Origin of the sequence: Achromobacter sp., assembly GCF_049647645.1 — a bacterium.
Lineage (GTDB): Bacteria > Pseudomonadota > Gammaproteobacteria > Burkholderiales > Burkholderiaceae_B > Achromobacter.
The window spans coordinates 1-24,012 of record NZ_JBARYB010000048.1 but is presented as its reverse complement, the minus strand read 5'-3'; the positions used below and the strand labels follow the sequence as shown (position 1 = coordinate 24,012).

At 66.3% G+C, this 24,012-nt stretch carries 12 protein-coding genes and 1 pseudogene; all 13 read left to right on the top strand.

What is annotated here, in order from left to right:
* Nucleotides 1–180: 180 nt before the first annotated feature.
* Complete coding sequence (clpS, locus tag WBB14_RS04760; protein ID WP_006383989.1) at nt 181–495, top strand: ATP-dependent Clp protease adapter ClpS; 315 nt, start codon at nt 181–183, stop codon at nt 493–495.
* Between the two features lie 162 nt (nt 496–657).
* Nucleotides 658–5,859: pseudogene (locus WBB14_RS04755) on the top strand (alpha-2-macroglobulin family protein).
* Nucleotides 5,856–8,078: a penicillin-binding protein 1C gene (pbpC, locus tag WBB14_RS04750; protein WP_424238788.1), complete on the top strand. Its 2,223-nt coding sequence runs from the start codon at nt 5,856–5,858 to the stop codon at nt 8,076–8,078. Before WBB14_RS04755 ends, pbpC begins: the two are co-directional and overlap by 4 nt.
* A gap of 55 nt (nt 8,079–8,133) precedes the next feature.
* The gene (gene clpA, locus WBB14_RS04745; protein ID WP_424238787.1) at nt 8,134–10,446 is read left to right on the top strand and encodes an ATP-dependent Clp protease ATP-binding subunit ClpA; all 2,313 of its coding nucleotides are present in this window, start codon (nt 8,134–8,136) and stop codon (nt 10,444–10,446) included.
* 8 nt (nt 10,447–10,454) lie between these two features.
* Complete coding sequence (locus WBB14_RS04740) at nt 10,455–11,771, top strand: paraquat-inducible protein A (protein WP_424238786.1); 1,317 nt, start codon at nt 10,455–10,457, stop codon at nt 11,769–11,771.
* Nucleotides 11,772–11,810: 39 nt separating this feature from the next.
* The gene (locus WBB14_RS04735) at nt 11,811–13,475 is read left to right on the top strand and encodes an intermembrane transport protein PqiB (protein ID WP_424238785.1); all 1,665 of its coding nucleotides are present in this window, start codon (nt 11,811–11,813) and stop codon (nt 13,473–13,475) included.
* 89 nt (nt 13,476–13,564) lie between these two features.
* Nucleotides 13,565–14,197 (top strand): PqiC family protein, encoded by a 633-nt coding sequence (locus WBB14_RS04730; RefSeq protein ID WP_424238784.1) that lies wholly within the window; start codon nt 13,565–13,567, stop codon nt 14,195–14,197.
* 193 nt (nt 14,198–14,390) lie between these two features.
* Nucleotides 14,391–18,212 carry a trifunctional transcriptional regulator/proline dehydrogenase/L-glutamate gamma-semialdehyde dehydrogenase gene (putA, locus tag WBB14_RS04725; RefSeq protein ID WP_424238783.1) on the top strand — a complete coding sequence of 1,274 codons (3,822 nt, stop codon included), beginning with the start codon at nt 14,391–14,393 and terminating at the stop codon, nt 18,210–18,212.
* A gap of 236 nt (nt 18,213–18,448) precedes the next feature.
* Nucleotides 18,449–19,594 carry a branched-chain amino acid ABC transporter substrate-binding protein gene (locus WBB14_RS04720; protein ID WP_088141350.1) on the top strand — a complete coding sequence of 382 codons (1,146 nt, stop codon included), beginning with the start codon at nt 18,449–18,451 and terminating at the stop codon, nt 19,592–19,594.
* Nucleotides 19,595–19,673: 79 nt separating this feature from the next.
* Nucleotides 19,674–20,681 carry a branched-chain amino acid ABC transporter permease gene (locus tag WBB14_RS04715; protein WP_424238782.1) on the top strand — a complete coding sequence of 336 codons (1,008 nt, stop codon included), beginning with the start codon at nt 19,674–19,676 and terminating at the stop codon, nt 20,679–20,681.
* On the top strand, nt 20,678–21,766 hold the full coding sequence (locus WBB14_RS04710; RefSeq protein WP_013394753.1) for an ABC transporter permease subunit: 1,089 nt from the start codon (nt 20,678–20,680) through the stop codon (nt 21,764–21,766). The genes WBB14_RS04715 and WBB14_RS04710 overlap by 4 nt, the downstream gene beginning before the upstream one ends.
* Nucleotides 21,763–22,563, top strand: a complete 801-nt coding sequence (locus WBB14_RS04705) for an ABC transporter ATP-binding protein (protein ID WP_424238781.1) — start codon at nt 21,763–21,765, stop codon at nt 22,561–22,563. Before WBB14_RS04710 ends, WBB14_RS04705 begins: the two co-directional genes overlap by 4 nt.
* On the top strand, nt 22,560–23,291 hold the full coding sequence (locus WBB14_RS04700) for an ABC transporter ATP-binding protein (protein ID WP_424238780.1): 732 nt from the start codon (nt 22,560–22,562) through the stop codon (nt 23,289–23,291). Before WBB14_RS04705 ends, WBB14_RS04700 begins: the two co-directional genes overlap by 4 nt.
* Nucleotides 23,292–24,012 lie beyond the last annotated feature (721 nt).

Here is a 24,012-nt window from a genome sequence, read left to right as displayed (position 1 = left end):
CTAGACCCCTGTCCCCCCTCCGGCTTCCTGGCAGATTTTCGATGCGTTGAAAACCCCAGAATGCGTGGATAATGCGCCGCTTTTCTTTGCGGCGTCAAGTATGGAAACTACGCATTTCTACGTGTAATTTTCCGTAAGTTGCACGCTAGCCGTCCCCAGTTTAAATAGAATAGCGGCCCTATGAGTTCTACCTTGGATACCCAGCATGATTTGGCCGTCGAGAAGGCTCCGGCGCGTGCCGCGCCGCCTCCGATGTATCAGGTCCTGCTGCTGAACGACGACTACACCCCGATGGAATTCGTCGTGAAAGTACTGCAAAAGTTCTTCAATAAGAATCATGAAGAGGCTACGAGGATCATGTTGCAGGTGCATCACGAAGGGCGTGGTGTTTGCGGGGTTTATCCCCGCGACCTCGCCGCGACGCGCATCGCGCAAGTGGCCCAATACGCGCGGGCGCGCCAACACCCCCTGCAATGCGTGATGGAACCCGTCTGAACCCCAGCATTTGATGCGCCGCCTGTCATGGCGGCGTTGTGTTGTCCGGTTATTTTGAAATGCAGTATCCGCGTACCCGAGAAGCACGCGGAATGATCAGGTCGGCAGCTCCGCCGCTAAGGGGCGGTGCGTCTGAATATTTGAGTGAGCGGGAGATTTACCGTGAGTGGAAAGATCAGCAAGGCCTGGCTGGCGACAGCCGGGATCGTTGTATTGGCCGGCGCCATCGGCGTGGGCTGGTGGATGGGCAAGGAGCGTCAACCCGCCAATCCGGCGCCAGCCGTCGTGTCGCAGCCTGCGGCCCCGACGGGCGGCGACGCCAAACCGGCGTTGCCCGCCAGCGCGGTGGTCGGCGCGGCCGATCCCTTTGCGGCGCTTTCCTGCCAACCGCGCCAGTACAACGACACCTTGGCGCTTGCCGTGACCTTCACGCAGCCGGTGGACGCCAAGTCCAACCTGGACAGCTTTCTGCAGGTGACGGACACGGGGACGGCTACCGACCAGGATCATGAATCGGCCACCACCAGCGGCGATCGGCCTGCCTCGGTAAAGCCGGGCGACTCGGCGCCCAAGGGCAAGATCCTGAAGGGCAGCTGGGTGGTCGGTGACAACCCGCGCATGGTGTATTTCCCCTACGTCCAGCCGCAGCGCTCGTACGCGATCGCGGTGCGCGCCGGACTGCCTGGCGCGGGCGCCGGGGTCAAGCTGGCGGAGGCATCGAATTGCGAGGTGAACACGCAGGCCATGCCGCCGTCGTTCTACTTCGCCAGCCGCGGCGTGGTGCTGCCGGCCGGCCAGAACGGCGGCTTGCCCGTGGCCACGGTGAACGTATCCGAAGTGGACGTGCAGTTCCTGCGCGTGTCGCCGGAGCGCGTGCCTGAACTGTTCGATACCGTGCTGGGCATCGGCCGCAGCAGCGGTTCCTCCGCCGACGAGGAAGCCGAGGGCGGTGACGAAGAGGACAATTGGCGCTATTCCGACAACCGCAGCCTGAAAGGCTCGGTCAGCAACTGGGACCTGGATCGCCTGAACTCGCTGACGACTAGCGTCTATCAAGGCCGTTTCGTTACCGATGACAAGCCCAACCGCCGCCACGTCACCTTCCTGCCCGTCGAAGGCATCAAGGAACTGCAGGAACCCGGCATCTATGTTGCGGTGATGAGCCAGCCCGGCCGTTTCCGTTACGAATACCAGGTGACGTATTTCTACGTCAGCGACATCGGCTTGCACGCGCGCCGCTACAGCGACCGCATCGAAGCCTATTCCGTGTCCCTGAAGAGCGGTACCGCGATTTCGGGCGCCGTGTTCGAACTGGTGGATGGCGCCGGCAAGTCGCTGGCCAAGGCCGCCGCGGATGGCCAGGGCCATGTCCGCTTTGACGGCAGCTTCGCCAATGCGCGCGTCATCCGCGCCTCGCGCGACAAGGAAATGACGGTGCTGGCCTTGGGCGAACCCGCCCTGGACCTGTCCGAATTCGACACGGGCGGCCACGTTTCGCGCCCCAACAACCTGTTCGTCTACGCCGGCCGCAACCTGTACCGCCCCGGCGAAACCTTCAACGTGTCGGTCCTGCCGCGCGACCTGGACGGCCGCATGCTGGCCCCGTCGCCCCTGACTGCCACCATCAAGCGCCCCGACGGCCGTACGGTGCTGACCACCCTGTGGCAGCCCAAGAAGGATCTGCCCGGCTACATCGAGCGCAGCATCGATCTGCCGCTGGACGCGCAAACCGGCACCTGGATGCTGGAACTGCGCGTGGACCCCGCGTCGCGCGCGCCGGACGCGTCCTGGAAGTTCCAGGTCGAGGAATTCCTGCCCGAACGCATGAAGATGGCGCTGACCTCCGACCAGGAGGTGCTCGAGCCCGAGGAAACGCTGACCATCGACGTGCAGGGCGACTATCTTTACGGTGCGCCCGCCGCCGGCAACCGCCTGCTGTCCAGCTTCCAGGTCAAGCGCGACCGTTTTGCGCTGCCCCAGCAATGGCCCGGCTTCATCTTCGGCGATGTCGCCGACGATGCTCGTCGCCATTTCGAGGAATTGCCCGAAACGGCCCTGGACGACAAGGGCCACGGCCAGCTCGAGGTTGACCCGCGCACCGGCGGCACGCGTTCGCCGATGAAGGTTCGGGTATCGGCCAGCCTGCTGGAATCGGGCGGCCGCCCGGTGGTGCGCTAGATCGAGCGCAGCGTCTGGCCCGCCGACCGCCTGATCGCCGTGCGCCCGCAGTTCGACGGCGACGTGGCCCGCGAAGGCGCGCCCGCCAGCTTTGAAGTGGTGCGCGTGGACGCGCAGGGCAAGATCGCGCCGCTGGCGCAGGCGCAGATGCGCCTGTACCGCGAAGAGCGCCAATACTACTGGCGTTTCGACGACCAGCGCGGCTGGAACAGCGGCTACACCGAAACCGACGAATTGTTGGATTCGCGCGAGATCGCGCTGAATGACCGCGCCCAGTTGACCGTCCCTGTGAAGTGGGGCCGCTACCGCCTGGAGATCGCCGATCCCGAAACCGGCCAGACCCTCCGTTACCGCTTCTACGCTGGCTGGAACGCGCAGGACGCCGATTCCATGGGCAATCGCCCCGACCGCGTGCAGATGAAGCTCGAAGGTGTTCCCGCCAAGCCGGGCGACACGGTCAAGCTGACCCTGACGCCGCCGCATGACGGCCAGGCGCTCATCACCGTCGAAGGCGACCGCATGCTGTGGTCCACCTGGGTGGCCGTGAAGGCGACGGGCACGCAGGTTGAGATTCCGGTCGACAAGAGCTGGAAGCGCCACGACCTGTACATCGCCGCCGCCGTGTTCCGTCCCGGCAGCGAGGGCGACCGCGTGACCCCGGCGCGCGCGCTGGGCCTGACCTTCCTGCCGATCGCCAGCGGCGACCGCAAGCTGGACGTCAAACTGACGGCGCCGCCCAAGGCCGTGCCCGAGACCAAGGCGACCGTGCGCGTCAAGGTCGACGGCGCCCAGGGCAAGCAGGCCACCGTGACCCTGTCGGCGGTGGACGTGGGCATCCTCAACATCAACCAGTACAAGACGCCGGATCCGCTGGACTACTTCTTCGGCAAGCACCGTTACGCGCCCGAATTGCTGGACATGTACGGCAAGCTGATCGAGAAGATGGACGGTACCAAGGGCAAGCTGAAGTGGGGTGGCGACGCCGCCATGCGCGGCGACAGCAAGAGCCTGCCCAAGAAGGTCAAGCTGGTGGACCTGTTCTCCGGTCCGGTCACGCTGAATGAGCAGGGCGAGGCCGACATTCCGCTGGACCTGCCCGATTTCAACGGCACCCTGCGCCTGATGGCCGTGGCCTTCACGCCGGACAACTACGGCAGCACCGACACCGAGATGGTGGTGGCGGCGCCTATCGTGGCCGAGCTGAACACGCCGCGCTTCATCACCCCGGGCGACCAGGCCGCGATCGCGCTGGATCTGACCAACATGAGCGGCGCCGAGCAGAAGGTGACGGTCAAGCTGGAAGCGCTGGACCCGCTGGGCATCGTCGACGGCGTCAAGACCGTGACCTTGAAGGACAAGCAGCGCGCCACCCTGCGCTTCACCGCCACCACCACCGGTTCGTACGGCCTGGGCCTGATGCGCCTGACCGTCGACGGGCAGGGCGGTGGCAAGCCTGTGCACATCGTGCGCGAATCCGTGCTGCAGGTGCAACCGGCTTACGCGGCCGAGCGCCAGGTACGCCGCTTGCGCGTGGGTCCGGGCGAGGCCAACGCGCCGCAGGCGTCGTGGGTGGCTTCCTACTACCCGGATTCGACCACGGTCAGCATGACGGTCTCGAACCGTCCGCCGATCAACGTCAACCGCCTGGTCGAAGGGCTGCTCAACTATCCCTATGGCTGCACCGAGCAGACCATCAGCGCGACGCTGCCGTGGGTCATGCTGGATGAGGACGCGGCCAAGCAGTTCGGCCTCAAGCCGCGCACCAAGGCCGAGCGCGATGCCAAGGTGGCTGGCGCGATCGGCCGCCTGGCCGGCATGCGCAACGCCGTCGGTTCCTACAACCTGTGGAGCAGCTCGTCCTCGCGCGACGTGTGGCTGACGGCCTATGCCGTCGGCTTCCTGCAGGACGCCCGCGACAACGGTTTCGAGGTGCCCGAGGCATCGCTGGACCGTTCGCGCCAGTGGCTGCTGGAGCAGGTGCAGCAGAGCTCCGGCGCGTTCGGCACCTGGTCGGCCAACCTGAAGCGCAACCTCGAGTCCGGGCGCTACGACGCCAACGACGCCAGCATCCTGCGGGAAGACCACCGCCGCTTCGCCGGCCTGGCCACTGCCGCATTGGCTCTGGCGCGCGACAAGAAGGCGCCGCTGTCCACGGTGCGCCAGCTGTACGACAACTACCAGGAGCGCGCCCGCTCGCCGCTGCCGCTGATTCAGCTGGCGGCCGCGTTCAAGCTGATGGGCGACGAAGGGCGCATGAAGAGTGCGCTCGACCAGGCCATGGCGCGCGAGTACGGACTCAACACGCGTCGCAACTCCGGCTATTACGACGACTGGCTGGGCGACTACGGCAGCAGCGTGCGCGACTACGCGCTGGCCTATGCGATCGCCAATAAGTACGAGCTGCGCCATGAGCGCCTGGAAAACCTGCTGACGCAATTGGCCAGCCGCCTGGGCAACCGCTCGTACCTGTCGACCCAAGAGCAGATGGCCCTGCTGTTGACGGCCCGCGCACTGGGCGGCGACAAGTCCACGCCCTGGTCGGCCACGCTGACCGTCAACGGCGTCAGCAAGCCGCTGGTCGGCGGCAAGAGCGACCAGAGCGTGTCGCTGTCGGCGGCCGATCTGGCGGGCACGCAACTGCTGAACACCGGCAGCCAGGCCCTGTTCGTCGAATACGACATCCAGGGCAGCCCGACCGCCACGCCCGCGCCGCGCAGCGACGTCATCCAGCTCAAGCGCGGCTGGTACCGTCCTGACGGCCGTCCGTGGGATGGCGGCAGCCTGCAGACCGGCGACATGCTGGTGGTGTGGGTGCAGGCCAGCGCCAACCAGAACATTCCGGATGGCTTGCTGGTGGACCGCGTGCCGGCGGGTTTTGAAGTCGAAAACCTGAACCTGTCGCAAAGCCCCGAGATGCAGGAATGGACCATAGGCGGACGCCGCGTGGCCGAAGCCATGTCCGATCCCAACATCAAGCACCGCGAATTCCGCGACGACCGTTATGTGGCCGCGGTGTCGCTGGGACGCGGCAAGGTGGACGTGTTCTATCTGGTGCGCGTCGTGACGCCGGGCCGCTACGCAGTGCCGTCGACGGTGGCCGAAGACATGTACCGGCCTGAAATCCGGGGCGTAGGCGAGCAATGGAGCACGGTAGAGATCCGCGACCGCGGCGCCAAGCGTCCTTGAACCCCGCCGCCACCCCCGTGGCGGGCGCCTCGCGCGCCCGCCGCTGGCGGCGGCGAGGAATCTTCGCGGCCAGCGCGTTGTTTGCGCTGGCCGCGTTGTTATTCGCGCTGGACCGCCTTTATCCCTTGCCGGCCGTGGATTCGGGCGGCGCTGCCGTCGTCGTGGCCGCTGACGGCACGCCGCTGCGCAACTATCCCAGCCGTGACGGCATCTGGCGATATCCGGTCAAGCCCGACCAGGTGTCCGAGCGCTATCTGGAAACGCTGCTGACCTACGAGGACCGCTGGTTCTACTGGCATCCGGGCGTCAACCCGGTGGCGCTGGCGCGCGCCGGCTGGCAGTGGGCCACCAACCGCCGCATCGTGTCGGGCGGTTCCACCCTGACCATGCAGGTCGCCCGGTTGATCGATCCGGAACTGGCCGGCAAGCCGTCGCGCTCGATGTCGGCCAAGCTGCGGCAGGCCTGGCGCGCCATCCAACTCGAAATGCACTACAGCAAGGACGAGATCCTGTCGCTGTACCTGACCCACGCGCCCATGGGCGGCATCGTGGAAGGTGTGGAAATGGGCTCGCGCCTGTGGCTGGGTAAGCCGGCGCGCGACCTGAGCCCTGCCGAAGCGGCGATGTTGACGGCCCTGCCGCAGGCGCCGTCGCGCCTGCGGCCCGACCGTCATCCCGAGGCCGCGCAGGCCGCGCGCGACAAGGTGCTGGACCGCATGGTCGAGCTCGGCCGCTGGACCCCGGCCGAGGTCGCCGACGCCAAGATCGAGACCGTGGTCGCGCCGCCCTTGCGGGCGCGCTGGCTGGCGCCTCTGGCCGCGCAGCGTCTACTGCAGGAAGCGGGCAGCCAGCGTTCGGCTGGCCGACGTCCCGGGGAGCGGCCCGCCGTGGTCACGTCCACCCTGGACGCGGACATGCAGGCCTCGGTGGAGCGCATGCTGCAAGACCGCGTGGATGGCCTGCCGCCCAAGGTGTCGATGGCCGTGCTGGTAATGGACAACGACACCCTGGAGGTCAAGGCCTACGCCGGCTCCGCCGATTTCTCCGACGATAGCCGCGCCGCCCACGTGGATATGGTGCGCGGCGTGCGTTCGCCGGGCTCCACCCTTAAGCCCTTCCTGTATGCCCAGGCGCTCGACGAGGGCCTGATCCACTCCGAAAGCCTGCTGATGGATGCGCCGATGTCGTTTGGCGGCTACGCGCCGGGCAATTTCCAGGCTGCGTTCGCCGGCCCGATCAGTGTGGCGCAGGCCTTGCAGCGTTCGCTCAACGTGCCGGCCGTGGACCTGCTGGACCGCGTCGGACCCAGCAGTTTCGCCTCGGTCATGCTGGCCGGCGGGGTACGGTTACGTTTGCCTGCCGGCGCCGAGCCGAATTTGAGCTTGATTTTGGGCGGGGGTGGCACCACATTGGAAGAACTGGTGGGCGCTTATCGGGCCTTGGCCCGCGGCGGCGTCTCCGGGCGGCCCCGCCTGCGGCCGGAGCAGGCGAAGGTCGAGTCCCGTATGATGAGTCCTGGGGCGGCCTGGATCGTCCGTGACATCCTGGAGAGCGGGGGGCATCCGGACCGCCCGTTCTACCAATCGGGCAGTCCGGCGCGGCAACTTGCCTGGAAAACCGGAACTAGTTTCGGATTCCGGGATGCCTGGGCCGTCGGAGTGACCGACAGGTGGACGATCGGCGTCTGGGTCGGTCGCCCGGACGGCACGCCCAACCCCGGATTTTTCGGGGCGAACGTGGCGGCGCCGCTACTGCAGGATATCGTGGCGGCCTTGCCGGAAGGCGCCCAGCAAGTCCGCGTCAGGCCCGAAACGGTGCAGGCGGCGGTGACATGCTGGCCCCTGGGGTACAAGCTCGGCAGCGTGCCATCCGGCGCATGTCCGGAACAGCGCGCGGCCTGGGTGCTGAATGAAACGGCGCCGCCGTCGTTTGCCGGCTACGCCGACGCCTCGCGCGGACCCTTGCGCCTGGGCGGCGTGGCCAGCGGCTCGGTGCTGCGGCCCGTGCCGGGCGGACGCGAGGTGGCGTTGGATGTTGATGTGCAGGGAACAGAAGGCGAAGTATGGTGGATGCTGGACGGGCGCGTGGTTGGCCACGGCGCGTCGAGTCATCCGTTTAAATTAGTGCTGGCCATGGACGGCCGATATACGCTTACCGTCATGGATACGCAAGGCCGCCACGATAGAGTGGTTTTTGAAATCGCTGGCGTTACGCCATGATCGGCATAGAATATGAATCGTGTATTTGCCCGCTTCGATGCGTTACGGAGGAAGCGTGATTTCTCAAGAGCTTGAAGTCAGCCTGCATATGGCTTTCGTCGAGGCCCGTTCGGCCCGGCATGAATTTATTACCGTCGAGCATCTGCTGCTGGCGTTGCTCGACAACGCTTCGGCCGTTGAAGTGCTGCGCGCCTGCGCCGCCAACCTGGACGACTTGCGCCGCAACCTGCGCCAGTTCGTCTCGGAGAACACCCCGGTGATCCCGAGCGGCGCCGAGGTCGACACGCAGCCCACGCTGGGATTCCAGCGGGTGATCCAGCGCGCCATCATGCATGTATCCGCGGGAGGCACCGGCAAGAAGCCGGTCACCGGGGCGAATGTGCTCGTGGCCATTTTCGGCGAAAAGGATTCGCACGCCGTGTACTACCTGCAGCAGCAGGGCGTGACGCGGCTGGATGTCGTCAATTTTCTGTCGCATGGCATTACCAAACAGCCCCAGGTGGAGTCCGCCGCCGTGCAGAAAGAGCAGCAGACCAATGGTGAAGAACAGGGCGAATCGCGTCAGTCGCCGCTGGACCAGTACGCCACCGACCTGAACGCCGCCGCATTGGCGGGCCGCATCGATCCCCTCATCGGACGCGAGCACGAAGTCGAGCGCGTGATCCAGGTGCTGTGCCGCCGCCGCAAGAACAACCCGCTGCTGGTCGGCGAGGCCGGCGTGGGCAAGACCGCGATCGCGGAAGGCCTGGCCTGGCGCATCACGCGCGGCGAAGTGCCTGAAATCCTGCAGGCCGCCCAGGTCTTTTCGCTGGACATGGGCGCCTTGCTGGCCGGCACCAAGTACCGCGGCGATTTCGAACAGCGCCTGAAGGGCGTGCTCAAGCAGATCCGCGGCAATCCCGACGCCATCCTGTTCATCGACGAAATCCATACCCTGATCGGCGCCGGTTCGGCCTCGGGCGGCACGCTGGACGCTTCCAACCTCTTGAAGCCGGCCTTGTCTTCCGGGCAGCTCAAGTGCATCGGCGCCACCACCTACACCGAGTACCGCGGCGTCTTTGAAAAAGACCACGCGCTGTCGCGCCGCTTCCAGAAGATCGACGTGGCCGAACCCAGCGTCGAGCAGACCGTGCAGATCCTGCGCGGCTTGAAGAGCCGCTTCGAAGAGCACCACAGCGTGCGCTACTCGGCTGCCGCCTTGTCGGCCGCCGCCGAGCTGTCCGCGCGCTTCATCAATGACCGCCATTTGCCGGACAAGGCCATCGACGTGATCGACGAGGCCGGCGCCGCGCAGCGCCTGCTGCCGCGTTCGCGCCAGAAGAAGGTCATAGGCAAGGTGGACATCGAGAACATCGTGTCCAAGATCGCGCGCATCCCGCCGCAGTCCGTTTCCAACGACGACCGCAGCAAGCTCGCGACACTGGACCGCGACCTGAAGACCGTGGTCTTCGGCCAGGACAACGCCATCGAGGCCCTGTCCGCCGCCATCAAGATGGCGCGTTCGGGCCTGGGCAAGCCGGAAAAACCGATAGGCGCCTTCCTGTTCTCCGGCCCCACCGGGGTAGGCAAGACCGAGGTCGCCCGCCAGCTGGCTTTCACGCTGGGCGTGGAGCTGCTGCGCTTCGACATGTCGGAATACATGGAACGGCACGCGGTGTCGCGCCTGATCGGCGCGCCTCCGGGCTATGTCGGTTTCGACCAGGGCGGCCTGCTGACCGAGGCCATCACCAAGCAGCCGCATTGCGTGCTGCTGCTCGATGAAATCGAAAAGGCGCATCCGGATGTGTTCAACATCCTGCTGCAGGTCATGGACCACGGCACGCTGACCGACAATAACGGCCGCAAGGCCGACTTCCGCAACGTCATCGTCATCATGACGACCAACGCGGGTGCCGAGACCTTGAACCGTCCGTCCATCGGTTTCGCGAATTCGCGCGTGGTGGGCGACGAAATGGCGGAAATCCGCCGCATGTTCACGCCCGAGTTCCGCAACCGCCTGGACGCGATCATCCCGTTCGCGCCGCTGGATCGCGAGATCATCCTGCGCGTGGTGGACAAGTTCCTCATGCAGCTGGAAGACCAGTTGCACGAGCGTCGCGTGGAAGCGGTCTTCACCACCCCCCTGCGTGAACATCTCGCCAAGGAAGGGTTCGATCCGCTGATGGGCGCACGCCCCATGCAGCGCCTCATCCAGGACACCATCCGGCGCGCGTTGGCCGACGAGCTGCTGTTCGGCAAGCTGGTCGACGGCGGCACGGTCACGGTGGATCTGGACGAGGAGGGCAAGGTCAAGCTGGACTTCGACGATAACGGCAAGCCGCCCTCGTCGGATGCGCCTGACAAGCAGGAAGTCGAACTGGTCGATTAGGCTACTCAATGACCGCGGACCGCCAGCCGCTGATCGAGTGCGAACACTGCGCAAGCATCTATCGCCGGCATCAGCTTGAACCTGGGGAGACCGCCAATTGCGCCCGCTGCGGTGCCATCTTGTGGCGCTACAGCGGGCTTACTTTGTCCAATTGGCTGGCGCTCGCCATTTCGGCCCTCATCGTGTTCGGGGTGGCCAACGCCTACCCTGTCGCCTCCATGGCCGTGCAGGGCATGACGCAGCAGGCTTCCTTGCTGGATGCCATTTCGATTACTTGGCGCCAGGGCCACTGGGTCGTCGCCGTCATGACGGGCATGGCGGGTTTCGCCTTGCCCATGCTGCAACTGACCGTGCTGCTGTGGGTGTTGGGGCCGCTGTCCAGAGGGCGCGAGCCCGTGGGCTTTCGCACGGCCATGCGCTTGTTGGGCGTGCTGCGGCCCTGGTGCATGATTCCGGTGTTTCTGCTGGGCGTGCTGGTGGCGGTGGTGAAGCTGGCAGGCATGGCCGCGGTGGCTCCGGGCATCGGGCTGGCCGCGTTCGGCGTCCTCACTATTCTGCTGACCATGTTGGGGCGGCTGTCGCCGCACGTGCTGTGGCGCTATGCCGAGAGCGTGGGTGTGGTGCCGGTGCATGTGCCCCAAGCCGGGCCTGACTCTGTCCTGACCGGATGCCATGTTTGCGGACAGGTGCAGGCCGTGCCGCGCGCAGGCGACCCGGAAGGGGAGCACCATTGCGTGCGTTGCGATGCGCTGGTGCACTACCGCAAGCCCGATCATCTGGCGCGCACCTGGGCTCTGCTGCTGGCGGCCGTGGTGTTCTACATTCCCGCCAATGTGCTGCCGGTGATGCAGGTCAGCTCCGTGCTCGGCAACAGCGCCCACACCATCCTGGGCGGGGTGGTCGAACTCTGGGAAATGGGTTCCTGGGACATCGCGCTGATCGTCTTCATCGCCAGCGTGGCGGTGCCCCTGACCAAGTTGTTGGCGCTTATCCTGCTGCTCCTGACCGAGCAATGGCGCAGCACGACGAACTTGCGTCCGCGCACCCGCCTGTATCAAATGGTCGAGTTCATCGGCCAATGGTCGATGCTGGACGTTTTTGTCGTTATATTGCTGGCGGCGTTGGCGGATTTCCAGGGCTTGATGGAGATCAGCGCTGGCGCGGGCGCGGCGGCCTTCGGCGTGGTGGTGATCCTGACCATGTTGTCCGCCATGAGTTTCGACCTGCGCCGCAGTTGGGACCTGGAAGGACAAAGTGAAATAGAATCGGCGCCGGTGGAAGGCGGGCGCCAGCCGGCGCCTGCCGCCACCAAGGAAATGGGCTAGGGAGCACCGCGGTTCCTGCCCAAGAACAAGGAAGAGTAGATGTCCGAGCAAGCACCCGGATCCGGTGAAGAGAAGTTCGCCTCACCGGCGATCTCGCGCAAGGAGAAGAGCCGGATTTCATGGATCTGGCTGGTGCCCATCGTGGCGGCCCTGATGGGCCTGTCGCTGGTCGTGCGGACCTGGATGCAGGCGGGTCCCGACATCTCCATTTCATTCAACACCGCCGAAGGGCTGGAAGTCGGCAAGACCCAGCTGCGCTACAAGGACGTGAACATCGGCACGGTGCGCTCCATCGGCTTCAACGAAGACCGTACCAAGGTGGTGGTGCAGGCCGAACTGTCCAAGGATGTCTCGGACCTGGCGCGCGAAGGCACCAACTTCTGGGTGGTGCGTCCGCGCCTGGACGTGAGCGGCGTGTCCGGCCTGGGCACGCTGCTGTCGGGCGCCTATATCGGCGTGGATGCGGTCGAGGGCAAGGACAGTTCCAAGAAGGCCACCAAGCTGCATTTCGAAGGGTTGGAAGTCCCGCCGGCGGTCACGCATGACCGCGCCGGCAAGCGCTTCAAGCTCAAGGCGTCCGATCTGGGGTCCCTGGATATCGGTTCGCCCGTGTATTTCCGCCGCATCAACGTTGGCCGGGTGATCGGCTACGCGCTCGACGAAACCGGCAAGGCCGTGAACGTGGAAGTGTTCGTGGACGCGCCCAACGACAAGTTCGTGACCCAGGGTACGCGTTTCTGGAACGCCAGCGGTGTTGATTTCAGTGTAAATGCCGATGGCCTCAAGGTGCGCACGCAGTCGCTGGTGTCGATGGCGGTGGGCGGCGTCGCGTTCGAACCCGTCATCAGCGCGCGCGACGCTGGCAAGCAGGCGCAAGCCGATGCCCAGTTCGACCTGTACCCGACCGAGACGGCCGCCAAGGCCAATCCGGATGGCGAGGCATTCCCGATCCGGATGCGGTTCGACCAGTCGATCCGCGGCCTGACGGTGGGTGCGCCGATCGACTTCAGCGGCATCACGCTGGGCAATGTCACGCAGATCAACATGGATTTCGATCCGATCGCCAAGCGCTTCTACTCGCTGGTGGACGCCACGCTGTATCCGGAGCGCCTGGGCCGCGTGTTCGACGAAGTGCGCGAGCGCGCCGTGAAGGACGGCGACGCCGCGGGCAACCGTTTGCTGGGCGGCATGATCAAGCATGGCCTGCGCGCGCAGCTGCGCACCGCCAATCTGCTGACCGGCCAGCTGTACGTGGCGCTGGACGACTTCCCGAACGCCAAGCCGGTTGAATTCAAGCTGTCGGATCCGGCCATGATTCCGACGGTCCCCGGCAACCTGGATCAGCTGCAACAGCAGATCAGCAACATCGTCGCCAAGATCGAGAAGATTCCGTTCGACAAGATCGGCGAGGACCTGCGCACCACGCTGGCCAGCACCTCCAAGTTGATGAACCGCCTGGACAAGCAGGTCGCGCCCGAAGCGCAGAGCATGCTCAAGCAGGCCAAGGAGTCGATGGCGCAGGTCAACGCGCTGCTGGCTTCGGATTCCTCCTTGCCGGTCAACACAGAGAAAGCGATGCAGGAACTGGGCCGCGCGGCGCGGTCGCTGCGTGCCCTGGCCGACTTCCTGCAAGCCAATCCCGAGGCCTTGTTGCGCGGCCGCGGCCCAGACCCGATCCCCGGCGCCGGTCCTGTCAGGAACTGAAACCCATGAATAGACGCCCATTCCCTAGCGCCAATCAGGCGAACCCGAGTTCCGAGCAGCCCCGGTCCGCGGGCAGGTTGGCGCCTCGTTTGCGTCCGATCCTGTCCTTGCTGGCATTGACGGCCGCGCTGGCCGGCTGCGGTTCGTCGGCGCCCGTGCAGTACCACACCTTGCAGTCGCCGGCAGCCCAGGCCCCGGGGGCTGGCGTGGCGCCGGCCAATTTCCTGATCGAAGTGCAACCGGTCAACATTTCGACGCAGGCGGACCAACCGCAGCTGATGGTGCGCACTGGCGAGGGCAGCTTGGCCGCGCTCTACTCCGAGCGCTGGAGCTCGCCGCTGGGCGACGAGCTGCGCGGCGCATTGTCGGACGCGCTGAAGCGGGAGCTAGGGGCGCTGGACGTGCAACTGGTCAAGCCGGGGCCGGGCGCCGCGGTGTGGCGGGTGCAGACCGATGTACAGCGCTTCGAGCTGGAATCGGGCCGCATGGCCCAGCTGGATGCGACCTGGCGCGTGCGGCCGGTCAATATGAAGGGTTCAGGCCTGCTGTGCCGCAGCGTGGTCACGGAACCGGTGACGGAAGCAGGCGTGCCGGCGTTGATCGCCGCGCAACAGCGCGCCGTGGTCAGCCTGGCTGGCGCCATGGCTTCGGCCATCCGGGGCCAGACCCCGACGGGATCGGCTTCGGTCCAGATGCTGGGCTGCGCGGCGCTCAAGGACTGAGCGCTGTGCGCGGGGAAAGCGGCTTGCGCCGCGCTGGCCGCGCTGCCCAAAATCCTGCCTGATCTCAAATGGTTAACCTAGGGTTAACCATAGTGCAAACAAAGTTGCAACCTGTCTAGCATACGGTCCTACCCATGCCGGGTCCCGCTAGGGGCCGGTATTACCTTTGCCATGCGACAGGACGCAATCTCTTATGGCCAGCACGACCCTAGGCGTTAAAGTCGACGACGCGCTCCGCGACCGGCTGAAGGCCGCCGCGCAAAAGCTCAACTGCACGCCGCACTGGCTGCACAAGCAGGCGATTCTTTCCTACCTGGACAAGATCGAGCGCGGCCATCTGCCCGCCGAGATGTCCCATCTGGGCATGGATGCGGGCGGCGAGGACGAAGCGGGCGAAGGCCATGCGGCGCCCACGCCGCCGTTCTACGAATTTGGCCAGGATGTGCAGCCGCAGTCGGTGCTGCGCGCCGCTATTACCGCCGCCTACCGGCGTCCCGAGCCCGAGTGCGTGCCGCTGCTGCTGGGCCAGGCCCGCATGCCCAATCTGGAAAAGATCCACGCCATGGCCGCCGACCTGGTCAAGAAGCTGCGCGGCAAGCGCAGCGGCGGCGGGGTGGAAGGGCTGATCCAGGAGTTTTCGCTGTCCAGCCAGGAAGGCGTGGCGCTGATGTGCCTGGCCGAAGCGCTGCTGCGCATTCCCGACCGCGCCACGCGCGACGCGCTGATCCGCGACAAGGTCGCCCGCGGCGACTGGAAGTCGCACATGGGCGGCTCGCAATCCCTGTTCGTCAATGCCGCGACCTGGGGGCTGATGATCACGGGAAAGTTGGTGGCCGTGAGCAGCGAGCAGTCCCTGTCCAAGGCGCTGACCCGCCTGATCGGCAAGGGCGGCGAGCCGCTGGTGCGCAAGGGCGTGAACATGGCCATGCGCATGATGGGCGAGCAATTCGTGTCGGGCCAGACCATCTCCGAAGCGCTGGCCAACAACCGCAAGATGGAAGCCCGCGGCTTCCGCTATTCCTACGACATGCTGGGCGAGGCCGCCACCACGGCCGAGGATGCCGACCGCTATTACGCCTCGTACGAGCAGGCCATCCATGCCATCGGCAAGGCCGCGGCCGGCCGTGGTATCTATGAAGGTCCGGGCATTTCGATCAAGCTGTCGGCGCTGCACCCGCGCTACTCGCGCGGCCAGCGCGAACGCGTGATGGCCGAGCTGCTGCCGCGCGTGAAGGCGCTCACCGTGCTGGCGCGCAGCTACGACATCGGCTTGAACATCGACGCCGAGGAAGCGGACCGCCTGGAAATCTCGCTGGATCTGCTGGAGGCGCTCTGTTTCGAGCCCGAGCTGGACGGCTGGAACGGCATCGGGTTCGTCATTCAGGCCTACCAGAAGCGCGCGCCCTTCGTGATCGACTACGTAATCGACCTGGCCCGCCGCAGCCGCCACCGCGTGATGGTGCGCCTGGTCAAGGGCGCCTACTGGGACAGCGAGATCAAGCGCGCGCAGGTCGACGGCCTGGAAGGCTATCCGGTCTATACCCGCAAGCTTTACACGGACGTGGCTTACCTGGCATGCGCCCGCAAGCTGCTGGGCGCGCCCGAGGCGGTGTACCCGCAATTCGCCACACACAATGCCTACACCCTGGCCGCGGTCTATCAACTGGCCGGCCAGAACTACTACCCGGGCCAGTACGAATTCCAGTGCCTGCACGGCATGGGCGAACCGCTGTATGACGAAGTCGTGGGTCCGCTGTCCCAGGGCAAGCTGAATCGTCCGTGCCGCATTTACGCGCCGGTCGGCACCCATGAAACGCTGCTGGCGTATCTGGTCCGCCGCCTGCTGGAAAACGGCGCCAACACCTCGTTCGTGAACCTGATCGGGGACGACAGCATTCCGGTCGAGCACCTGGTGGCCGACCCCGTGGAAGCCGCCTCGCGCATCGTGCCGCTGGGTGCGCCGCACGAGAAGATCCCGCTGCCGCGCGAACTCTATGGCGATCTGCAAGAAGGCGCCCGCGCCAACTCGGCCGGCCTGGACCTGAGCAACGAGCATCGCCTGGGATCGCTGTCCGCGGCCCTGCTGGCCAGCGCCGGCATGCCGTGGCGCGCCGGGCCCATGCTGGGCGAAGGCGACGAAGCCTGGGATGCCGCCCGCGCCATGGAAGTCCGCAACCCGGCCAACCTGCGCGACGTGGTGGGCCACGTGGTCGAAGCGCAGGCGGACGAGGCCGAGGCCGCGCTGCGCGCCGCCGCCAATGCCGCTCCGATCTGGCAATCCACGCCGGTGGCTGAGCGCGCCCAGTGCCTGCGCCGCGCCGCGCAGCTGCTGGAAGAGCAGATGCAGACCCTGCTGGGCCTGATCGTGCGCGAGGCCGGCAAATCGCTGCCCAACGCCATCGCCGAAGTGCGCGAGGCGGTGGACTTCCTGCGCTACTACGCGGACCAGGCCGAAACCGAATTCAGCAACGACACGCATCGTCCGCTGGGCACTGTGCTGTGCATCAGCCCGTGGAATTTCCCGCTGGCCATCTTCACCGGCCAGATCGCGGCCGCGCTGGCCGCCGGCAACACGGTCCTGGCCAAGCCCGCCGAACAGACGCCGCTGATTGCCGCGCAAGCCGTGGCCATCCTGCGGGCGGCAGGCGTACCCGCTGGCGCCGTGCAGTTGCTGCCGGGCCGCGGCGAAACCGTGGGCGCCCAGCTGGTTGCCAGCCCGGGCGTGCGCGGCGTGATGTTCACCGGCTCCACCGACGTCGCGCGCATCATCGCGCGCACGCTGGCGGACCGCCTGGACGATCACGGCCACACCATTCCGCTGATTGCCGAAACCGGCGGCCAGAACGCCATGGTGGTGGATTCCTCGGCCCTGTCCGAGCAGGTCGTGTTTGATGTGCTGACCTCGGCTTTCGATTCGGCCGGCCAGCGCTGTTCGGCGCTGCGCGTGCTGTGCGTGCAGGAAGACAATGCCGAGCACGTGCTGACCATGCTGCGCGGCGCGATGCGCGAACTGAGCGTGGGTAACCCTGACCGCCTGTCGGTGGACGTGGGCCCCGTGATCGACACCGAAGCCCGCAACGGCATCCAGCGGCACATCGAGACGATGCGCACGGCAGGCCATCGCGTGGACCAGGTGGAACTCAATGGCGAGTGCCGCCACGGCACCTTCGTGCCGCCCACCATCATCGAAATCGACAGCGTCAGCGAACTGACGCGCGAAGTGTTCGGCCCCGTGCTGCACGTGGTGCGCTACAAGCGCGACGAACTCGACGCCTTGCTGGACGCCATCAACGGCACCGGTTACGGCCTGACCTTCGGCGTGCATACCCGCATTGACGAAACCATCGCCCACGTGACCGGCCAGGTTCATGCGGGCAACGTCTACGTCAACCGCAATATCGTGGGCGCGGTGGTGGGCGTGCAGCCCTTCGGCGGCGAATGCCTGTCCGGCACCGGCCCCAAGGCCGGCGGCCCGCTCTACATGTACCGTTTGCTGGGCACGCGCCCGGCAGGCTTGCCGCCGGCGCTGGACGCGGCGGCGCCGCTGCCGCAGCGCATTGCGCTGCCGGGGCCGACCGGCGAGACCAACACCTATATGGTCGAGCCGCGCGGCGCGGTCTATTGCGTGGCGGCCACCGAGGCCGGCGCGCGGGCGCAGTGGTCGGTTGCCAAGCTGACCGGCAACCATGCCTGGTTCGCCGATACGCCCGCGGCGCAGGCCTTGCTGGCGTCGCTGGATGCCGGGCAGCAGGAGCAGGCGGGCATCCTGGCTGACGACGAGGTCGACCAGGCCGACTATCAGGCCGTGCTGTTCGAGGGCGATGGCGACGCGCTGCAGGCGCTGAACCAGCGCATCGCCCAGCGTCCTGGCGCCATCCTGTCGGTCCATGGTCTGACATCCGACGCGATCGCGGCGGGCGCCGGCTATGTGCCGGAACGCCTGCTGACGGAGCGTTCCATCAGCGTCAACACGGCGGCGGCGGGCGGCAACGCCAGCCTGATGACCATAGGTTGAGGGCGATGGGGGCAACCCTTGGGTATCCAAGGGTTATCTCCAATATCGGTCAAGGTTGCACTGGAAGCAAAATCCGGTCGCACCTCAAATTCGAAAGTCGCAACCCGGCTTTCGGATTTTGCAGAACCTGCATGCGCGAGCTCCCGCTACATCGGGCTTGCAGTAGTGAAAAACCAAAAGCCTGGTTAAAAGCTCAGGTATAACAAGGTCTTAAGTCCGACACTCGGAGGATACCCATGAAGTTCCGCACCACTTTGAAGCTTCTCGCCGCCAGCATCGCCGCCGCCGGCATGGCCGCCTCCGCGCAGGCAGCCGACGTCAAGTTCGGTTTTGCCGCACCGCTCACCGGTCCGCAATCGCACTATGGCGAGGACATGCAGAACGGCCTGAACCTGGCCCTGGAAGAAGCCAACAAGAAGGGCATCAAGGTCGACGGCGAAACCGCCAAGTTCGTGCTGGTGTCGCGCGATGACCAGGCCGACCCCCGCGTCGGCGTGCAGGTCGCCCAGCAACTGGTCGACCAGGACGTGGTCGGCATCCTGGGCCACTTCAACTCGGGCACGACCATCCCCGCTTCGCGCGTCTACCATGAAGCCGGTCTGCCCCAGATCGCCATGGCCACGTCGCCCGAATACACCAAGCAGGGCTACGAAACCACCTTCCGCATGATGACCAGCGACACCCAGCAGGGCGCCGCCGTGGGCAAGTTCATGGTGGAAAGCCTGAAGGCCAAGAAGGTCGCGATCATCGACGACCGCACCGCCTACGGCCAGGGCCTGGCCGACGAGGTCGAGAAGGCCGTCAAGGCCGCCGGCGGCCAGGTCGTGCGCCGCGAGTACACCACCGACAAGGCCAACGACTTCACCGCCATCCTGACCAACATCAAGGGCGCCGCGCCCGACGCCATTTTCTACGGCGGCCTGGACGCGCAATCCGGTCCCATGAAGCGCCAGCTGGCCACGCTGGGCCTGAAGGCGCCGCTGGTCTCGGGTGAAATGACCCGCAGCGACACCTTCATCAAGCTGGCCGGCGACGCCGCCGACGGCACCTATGCCTCGCTGGCTGGCGTGCCGCTGGACAAGATGGCCGCAGGCAAGGACTTCGAGCAGCGCTACCAGGCGCGCTTCAAGAAGGCCCCCGGCGTGTATGCGCCCTACGCCTATGACGGCGCCTGGAACATGATCGCCGCCATCGAGCAGGCCGGTTCGGCCAAGCCGGAGAAGTATCTTCCGGCCCTGGCCAAGCTGAATCGCAAGGGCGCGACCAGCGAGCACATTTCCTACGACGCCAAGGGCGATCTGAAGGAAATCTCGGTCACCATCTACGAAGTCAAGAATGGCAAGTGGGAGATGGTTGAAACGATGGTCAGCCAGGCCAACTAAGGCGGCTTGACCGGGGCGGGGAGGCGGCTGCGCCGCGTCCCCGCCCGTATCGCAGCGTGCGCGCCGCCCGGCGCGCGCCATGCGCGGCGCCGTGGCAGGCTCGAGGGCCGCCACCGTACGATCCGCGCAATTTTTCCAGGCTTATTCCGCGGCCCCTATGGATATCTTCATTCAACAACTGATTAACGGCGTCACGCTAGGCAGCGTGTACGCCCTGGTCGCCCTCGGCTACACCATGGTGTACGGCATCATCGGGCTGATCAACTTCGCGCATGGCGACGTCGTCATGATCGGCGCGATGGCCGCTACCACCATCGCGATCTCGCTGGTGGGCGGCGACCCCTCTACCTCCGCCTTCGTGGTGCTGGGCGTCGGCCTGCTGGTGTCCGTGCCGCTGTGCATGGCCGTGGGCTGGACCGCCGAGCGCGTCGCGTACCGGCCGCTGCGCCGCGCGCCGCGCCTGGCCGCCCTGATCACCGCCATCGGCGTGTCCATCATCCTGCAGAACGTGGCCATGATGGCCTGGGGCCGCAACTACCTGAACTTCCCGCAGGTGCTGTCGCCGCAGGTGTTCGAAATCGCAGGCGCGCGCATGAGCTCGCTGCAGATCGCCATCGTGGTGATCGCGGCGCTGATCATGGGCGGGCTGCTGGCCGTGGTGCACAAGACCCGCCTGGGCACGGCGATGCGCGCCACCGCGCAGAACCGCGAAGTGGCCGGACTGATGGGCGTGAACATCAATACCGTGATTTCGGCGGCCTTCCTGATCGGCTCGGCGCTGGCCGCGGTGGCCGGCATGATGGTCGCCACCTACTACGGCGTGTCGCAATACACCATGGGCTTCATGCTGGGCCTGAAGGCCTTCACGGCCGCGGTGCTGGGCGGCATCGGCAACCTGGTCGGCGCCATGGCGGGCGGCCTGCTGCTGGGCATCATCGAGTCGCTGGGCGCGGGCTACATCGGCGACCTGACCGGCGGCTTCCTCGGCAGCCACTACCAGGACGTGTTCGCGTTCTTCGTGCTGGTGCTGGTGCTGATCTTCCGTCCGTCCGGCCTGCTGGGCGAGCGCGTGGGAGACCGGGCATGAGCGCAAACCTGAAAAGCAGCGGGTTCTCCACCCGCAACCTGATCGGCATCGCGCTGATCGGCGTGGTGCTGGCGGTGCTGCCCTTCGTGATCGGCATGGCCGGGCAGAGCTGGGTACGCATCCTCAACTTCGCCCTGCTGTACGTGATGCTGTCGCTGGGCCTGAACATCGTGGTGGGCTTCGCGGGGCTGCTGGACCTGGGCTATATCGCGTTCTATGCGGTGGGCGCCTACACCTGGGCGCTGCTGGCCTCGCCGCACTTCGGCCTGCACCTGCCGTTCTGGGCGATCCTGCCGATCGCGCTCGCGGTGGCTTGCCTGTTCGGCGTGCTGCTGGGGGCGCCCACGCTCAAGCTCCGAGGCGACTATCTCGCCATCGTGACGCTGGGCTTCGGGGAAATCATCCGTATCTTCCTGAACAACCTGAACGCGCCGGTCAACATCACCAACGGGCCGCAGGGTATCAACCGCATCGATACCTTCAAGGTCGGCGAGTTCGCCTTCGGCCGCACCGAAAGCCTGCTGGGCCTGCGCGTGACGGGGCCGGAAAAGTACTACTACCTGCTGCTGGCGATAACGCTGATCATCGTGGTGGTCTGCGTGCGCCTGCAGAATTCGCGCATCGGCCGCGCCTGGGAAGCGATCCGCGAAGACGAGATCGCCGCCAAGGCCATGGGCATCAATACCCGCAACATCAAGCTGCTGGCGTTTGCGATGGGCGCATCCTTCGGCGGCGTGGCGGGGGCGTTGTTCGCCTCGATGCAGGGCTTCGTCAGCCCGGAAAGCTTTTCGCTGATGGAATCCATCTCCATCCTGTGCATGGTGGTGCTGGGCGGCATGGGCCACATTCCGGGCGTGATCCTGGGGGCGCTGATCCTGGCCGCGTTGCCGGAGTTCCTGCGCGCAGTGGTCGAGCCCGTGCAGCACATGCTGTTCGGCGCCGTGGTGCTGGACCCCGAAGGCATACGCATGCTGCTGTTCGGCCTGGCCATGGTTTGCGTGATGCTGTTCCGTCCGGCCGGCCTGTGGCCGTCGGCGGTGCGCAAGCGTGAACTCGCGACCAAGACCCAGGGAGGCGCGGCATGAGCAAACTGCTGCAAGCCCAGGGACTGGGCAAGCGCTTCGGCGGCCTGCAGGCGCTGTCGGACGTCAGCTTCGACATCGAGCAGGGCGAGATCTACGGCCTGATCGGCCCCAACGGCGCGGGCAAGACCACGTTGTTCAACGTGCTGACCGGCTTGTACATCCCGGAAGAGGGCAACTGCACCTTCAATGGCGAGTCCATGTCCGGCAAGAAGCCGCATGAAGTTGCCTTTGCCGGATTGGCGCGTACCTTCCAGAACATCCGGCTGTTCGCCAACCTGAGCGCGATCGAGAACGTGATGATCGGCCGCCACATGCGCACCAAGTCGGGCGTGTTCGGCGCGGTGCTGCGCACGCGAGGCACGCGCGCCGAAGAGGCTGCCACGGAAGCGCGGGCGCAGGAATTGCTGGACTACGTCGGCATTGGCCACCGCGCCAACGACGTCGCGCGTTCGCTGCCCTACGGCGATCAGCGGCGCCTGGAGATCGCGCGGGCCCTGGCCACCGATCCCAAGCTGCTGGCGCTGGACGAACCGGCGGCTGGCATGAATGCGTCGGAAACCGTGGTGCTGCGCAAGCTGGTCGAAAAGATCCGCGCCGACGGCGTCACCGTGCTGCTGATCGAGCACGACATGAAGCTGGTCATGGGCCTGTGCGACCGCGTGCTGGTGCTCGAATACGGCAAGGTGCTGGCCATGGGAAAACCCGCCCAGGTGCAGCGCGATCCCAAGGTCATTGAAGCGTATCTGGGCGCAGGCGCCGCGCAGGATCCGCAGATTCATCAGGAGCGCCCGGCATGACGGCAGCATCCCAACCCCTATTGGAATTGCGGGGCCTGCAGGTCTCTTATGGCGGCATCCGCGCGGTGCGCGGCATCGACCTGCGCGTGGACGAAGGCGAGCTGGTCTGCCTGATCGGCGCCAACGGCGCCGGCAAGAGCACCACGCTGCGCGCCATCTGCGGACTGGTGCCGCTGGCGGGCGGCGAAGTGGTCTATGGCGGCCAGTCCGTCGGCGGCCAGAAGTCGCATGAGCTGGTGCGCCGCGGCCTGGTCATGGTGCCGGAAGGCCGGGGCATCTTCGGCCAGCTCACCATCGAGGAAAACCTGGCGATGGGGGCCTACATCCGCCGCGACGCGGCGCAGATCCGCCAGGACACGGACCGCGTCTTTACCTTGTTCCCGCGTTTGGCAGAGCGCCGCAAGCAGGCAGCCGGCACCTTGTCGGGCGGCGAACAGCAGATGGTGGCGATGGGCCGCGCGATGATCGCGCGCCCCAGGCTGCTGCTGCTGGACGAACCGTCGATGGGCCTGGCGCCGCTGATGGTGGAGAAAGTCTTCGAGGTGGTGCGCACCATCGCCAGCGAAGGCGTCACCATCCTGCTGATCGAGCAGAACGCGCGCCTGGCGCTGGAAAACAGCCATCGCGGCTACGTGATGGAATCGGGCGAGATCATCCTGTCCGGTCCCGCTGGCGACATGCTGCACGATCCCAAGGTGCGCGCGGCCTATCTGGGCGAGTCCGAGTAGGGGGCACGGCCAGGATCTTGGGTGCGCAGCGGCAGGGCTTCGAGCTTGCGGATGTCAGAGTCCTTTAGCCGCCGAGGCTGCCCTGCGCCATTCCGATGCTCGCCCCGGTGGGGCTGCGCTTCGGATGGCTCCGGGGTCCTCGGCTGGCAGTCGCCTAATGCATTGGTTTCGGACCCCGTTCATGGGCAGATGCCGTGAGCCGGTGGCCGGGCGGAGGGATCCGAAGCGCAGCCCCAGCGCGGCGAGCATCGGAATCCCGCAGTCCGGACGCCGGCGACTCAAGAACCCTGTGTCACAAAACCGAAGTGCAGGGCGGTAGGGCTTCGAGCTTGCGGACGTCAGGGTTCTATAGCCGCCGAGGCTGCCCTGCGTCATTCCGATGCTCGCCCCGGTGGGGCTGCGCTTCGGATGACTCCGGGGTCCTCGGCTGGCAGTCGCCCAATGCGTTGGTTTTGGACCCCGTTCATGGGCAGATGGCGTGAGCCGGTGGCCGGACGGAGGGATCCGAAGCGCAGCCCCACTGGGGCGAGCATCGGAATGGCGCAGGGCAGCCTCGGCGGCTAAAGAACCCTGACATCCGCAAGCGCGAAGCCCTGCCGCCCCGCACTTCGGTTTTGTGACACAGGGTTCTTGAGTCGCCGGCGTCCGGACTGCGGAATTCCGATGCTCGCCCCGGTGGGGCTGCGCTTCGGATCCCTCCGTCCGGCCACCGGCTCAAGGC

Coding starts and splice junctions, on each gene's coding strand:
- clpS (WP_006383989.1), top strand. CDS start 181: ATGAGTTCTACCTTGGATACCCAGCATGATTTGGCCGTCGAGAAGGCT.
- WBB14_RS04740 (WP_424238786.1), top strand. CDS start 10,455: ATGACCGCGGACCGCCAGCCGCTGATCGAGTGCGAACACTGCGCAAGC.
- WBB14_RS04735 (WP_424238785.1), top strand. CDS start 11,811: ATGTCCGAGCAAGCACCCGGATCCGGTGAAGAGAAGTTCGCCTCACCG.
- putA (WP_424238783.1), top strand. CDS start 14,391: ATGGCCAGCACGACCCTAGGCGTTAAAGTCGACGACGCGCTCCGCGAC.
- WBB14_RS04720 (WP_088141350.1), top strand. CDS start 18,449: ATGAAGTTCCGCACCACTTTGAAGCTTCTCGCCGCCAGCATCGCCGCC.
- WBB14_RS04715 (WP_424238782.1), top strand. CDS start 19,674: ATGCGCGGCGCCGTGGCAGGCTCGAGGGCCGCCACCGTACGATCCGCG.
- WBB14_RS04710 (WP_013394753.1), top strand. CDS start 20,678: ATGAGCGCAAACCTGAAAAGCAGCGGGTTCTCCACCCGCAACCTGATC.
- WBB14_RS04705 (WP_424238781.1), top strand. CDS start 21,763: ATGAGCAAACTGCTGCAAGCCCAGGGACTGGGCAAGCGCTTCGGCGGC.
- WBB14_RS04700 (WP_424238780.1), top strand. CDS start 22,560: ATGACGGCAGCATCCCAACCCCTATTGGAATTGCGGGGCCTGCAGGTC.